We start from the raw sequence: 3,247 nt of genomic DNA, 5'->3' as shown, positions 1-3,247 counted from the left end.
TGCTCCAGCAGCGGCGCCGCGCGCTGGTTGTCGAAAAAGGTCAGTTCGGCCTGGGGCTGGCTGCCGTTGAACGGCAGGTTGTAGCCCGGCAACAGCGCCCGGCCCAGGGCCGACTGCGGGTTGCCCAGCAGTTCGGCCACCGCCCCGCTCTCCATCAGCCGGCCGCCCGCCAGGGACGCGGCGTGGCTGCAAATGGCCTTGACCACTTCCAGCTCGTGGGTGATCAGCACAATGGTCAGCCCCAGCTCGCGGTTGATCTGCGCCAGCAATTGCAGGATCGACGCCGTGGTTTCCGGGTCCAGGGCGCTGGTGGCCTCATCCGACAGCAGGTAACGCGGCCCGGCGGCCAGGGCCCGGGCGATGCCCACCCGCTGCTTCTGGCCACCGGACAGTTGCGAAGGATAGGCCTGGGCCTTGTCGCCAAGACCCACCAGTTCCAGCAGTTCCAGAACCCGCGCGCGGCGCTGGCTTTTGCCCAGGCCGGCAATTTCCAGAGGCACCGCGACGTTGTCCTGAACCGTGCGCGAATGCAGCAGGTTGAAGCCCTGGAAGATCATGCCGATGCCCTGGCGCTGCCGGCGCAGCTCGCTCACGGACAAGGCGCCAAGGTCCTGGCCGTCCATCAGGATGCGCCCGCTGCTGGGCCGCTCCAGCAGGTTCAGGCAGCGCAACAGGGTCGACTTGCCGGCGCCGCTGCGCCCGAGAATGCCGTACACCGCCCTGTCGGGAACCGTCAGCGAAACCCGATCCAGTGCCGCGGGCTGGCCTTCGCCGTAGACCTTGCAAAGCTGCTGGACCTCGATCATGGCTGGCGGTCCGTGACGGGAATCACCGAGCCCGAGTAGGTCCGGGTAATGAACGCCGCTACTTCCGGCGAGTTGAGGTCCTTGGCCAACTGACGGATGCGCGGGTCATCCTGCAGCTTGGGGGTGGTCACCAGGATGTTGGCGTAGGGATTGTGCTCGGCCTTTTCCAGGCCCAGGGCATCCTTGGCCGGCACCAGCCCGGCCTCCAGGGCGTAGTTGCCATTGATCACCGCCAGGTCCACGTCGTCCAGGGCCCGGGGGATCTGCGGCGATTCGATCTCCAGGATCTTCAGCTGTTTCGGGTTGTCGGCGATGTCCCTGGGGGTCGCCTGATCCCGGGCCGGGTCGGTGAAACCGGGCTTGAGGCGGATCAACTGGTAGCTCTGCAACAGGTACAGCGCGCGGCTGAGGTTGGTGACATTGTTGGGCACCGCGACGCTGGCGCCCTGGGGCAACTGCTCGAAGCGCTGGTGACGCTTGGAATAGATCCCCAGGGGCTCGATGTGCACGCTGGCAGCCACGGCGAAGGGCTGGCCCAGGGCCTGTTCCTGAGACTTGAGGTACGGCAGGTGCTGGAAGTAGTTGGCGTCCACATCGCCGTGGGCCAGCAGTTCGTTGGAGTTCACGCCATTGGGAATCTCGATGATCTTGAGCTGCAATTGCGGGTCGAGTTTTTGTACGTAGGCGAGGATCTCGGCATGGGGCACCGGGTCGGCGGCTACCCGCAACGGCTGCGCCGCAGTGGTCGGCAGGGCCGCCCCCAGGCTGGCCAGCAACGCCAGGGTCAAGACGGTGTTCTTCAGCATGGCAGTGTCCTTGAGCAGCGGATGAAGGTCAGGCACTCAGTGCCTTGGGCACCAGGGCATCGGGGTAGAAACGCCGGGCCACGTCCGGATGCGAACGCAGGCGGCCCTTGAGGTAGTTCCAGCCCACTTCGCGAAATAGCGGGTTGTCGGGGTCGCTGGCCGGGCCCCGGGCTTCGCGCAACAAGGCTTCGGGCAAGGGATACAGCGGCACCCGGGCATCGAGTTGGGCACCGAGGAAAAACGCGATGGACAGCCGCTGGCGATCCGCGGGCGGCGACTGCACCCGGTGCACGGTAGCGCGCAGATAGCCGTGGGTGGCCAGTTCCAGCAGCTCGCCGATGTTCACCACCAGGGTGTTGTCCCGGGGCGGCGCGTCGATCCAGCGGCCCTCCTCCACTTCCACCTGCAGGCCGGCCTGCTGGTCCTGCAGCAGAAAGCTGAGGAACCCGGAATCCTTGTGGGCTCCCACGCCTTGGTTGCTCTGCCCCGGCGCGCGGCCAGGGTAGCGGATCAGCTTGATGTGCTCGTTGGGCCGTTCGCCGTACAGCCCATCGAAGGCCTGTTCCGGCAGTGACAATGCCTGGGCAAAGCCGCGCAACAGGCGCAGGGACATGGCGGTCATTGCCTGCTGCCACTCCAGCAGCACGGGCTTGAACGCCGGCAGTTGCGCCGGCCATTGGTTGGGGCCCTGCAAGCGGGTCCAGGGCGGGCTGTGGGGATCCAGGGGCAAGGCCTGGCGCTCGGCCCCCAGGTCGAACTGTTCCCGCAGGTCCGGCTGGCCCCGGGTGATCTCCGAAGCCGCCTGGTTATAGCCGCGAAAGTGCGGCGAGTGGATCATGCCCACGGCCGCCTTGTCGGCCTCGGGCAAGGCAAAGAACGCCCGCGCCTGGTCCTGCACCCGGCGCAGCAGGCCGCTGTCGACTCCGTGCCCGGTCAGGTAAAAGAAACCCACGTCCCGCGCCGCCTGGCGCAAGCCGTCGAGAAAGATCCGACGCTGCTCCGGGTGGCCCTGCAATTGGCTCAGGTCCAGGACCGGCAGCGCGGTGATATCCAGCGAGTGCGGCATGCTTCACTCCCCTGTGAATGGACGATGTCCGCAGGTGCGGCTCAGAGCTTGGCGATGGAGACTTCGGTGGACTTGACGAAGGCGATCACTTCGCTGCCGACCTTGAGTTCCAGGTCGCGCACCGAGCGGGTGGTGATCACCGAAGTGACAATGCCCGAGGCGGTCTGCACGTCGATTTCCGAAACCACCTGGCCTTCGTGGATCTCCTTGATCACGCCCTTGAACTGGTTGCGTACGTTGATCGCTTGAATGGTCATGCTGAAAAGTCCTTTGCTGGCACCGGGCTCAGGAGTTGAGCGGCTGGGGCTAAACATGCGCCTTTGGCAAAAGCCTTAAAAGGAATAAATAATTAGATAGTTATCTCTTTTAGGAATATAAAAGACCCAGCCTCCCGCCCTCGCGCAGCCTTGACCCTGCCCGCCGGCTTTGCTTCCCTGTGCCCTGCACTGATCACTCTCGATAGATACCAGGAGGTAAGCATGCGCACGTTGATGCTGGCAGACACGCAGGTTCCGGTGATTGGCCAGGGCACTTGGCGGATGGGCGAGGACCGCCACCTGCGGGATCAG

Annotated in this window: 4 protein-coding genes and 1 pseudogene; 1 reads left to right on the top strand and 4 read right to left on the bottom strand. The window is 65.2% G+C overall.

All coding sequences use genetic code 11. From position 1 onward, the window contains the following. The 4 genes from F6S12_RS30740 to F6S12_RS30725 all read right to left on the bottom strand — a co-directional run. A partial coding sequence (locus tag F6S12_RS30740; RefSeq protein WP_315869761.1) for a methionine ABC transporter ATP-binding protein occupies positions 1-806 on the bottom strand: 806 nt, incomplete at its 3' end. Further along, positions 803-1,612: a MetQ/NlpA family ABC transporter substrate-binding protein gene (locus F6S12_RS30735; RefSeq protein ID WP_011061474.1), complete on the bottom strand. Its 810-nt coding sequence runs from the start codon at positions 1,610-1,612 to the stop codon at positions 803-805. The genes F6S12_RS30735 and F6S12_RS30740, both read right to left, overlap by 4 nt. Before the next feature lie 28 nt (positions 1,613-1,640). After that, positions 1,641-2,678, bottom strand: coding sequence for an isopenicillin N synthase family dioxygenase (locus tag F6S12_RS30730; RefSeq protein WP_011061475.1), 1,038 nt, complete (start codon positions 2,676-2,678; stop codon positions 1,641-1,643). 41 nt (positions 2,679-2,719) lie between these two features. Beyond that, the gene (locus F6S12_RS30725) at positions 2,720-2,935 is read right to left on the bottom strand and encodes a molybdopterin-binding protein (protein WP_011061476.1); all 216 of its coding nucleotides are present in this window, start codon (positions 2,933-2,935) and stop codon (positions 2,720-2,722) included. A 222-nt stretch (positions 2,936-3,157) separates the two neighbouring features. Here F6S12_RS30725 and F6S12_RS30720 point away from each other — a divergent pair. Continuing rightward, positions 3,158-3,247: pseudogene (locus F6S12_RS30720) on the top strand (aldo/keto reductase); the annotation flags it as partial.

This window comes from Pseudomonas sp. JV245A, from assembly GCF_032424515.1.
In the GTDB taxonomy this organism is placed as follows: domain Bacteria; phylum Pseudomonadota; class Gammaproteobacteria; order Pseudomonadales; family Pseudomonadaceae; genus Aquipseudomonas; species Aquipseudomonas protegens.
The sequence above is the reverse complement of the archived record's forward strand: the minus strand, read 5'-3'. Positions and strand labels throughout refer to the sequence as shown.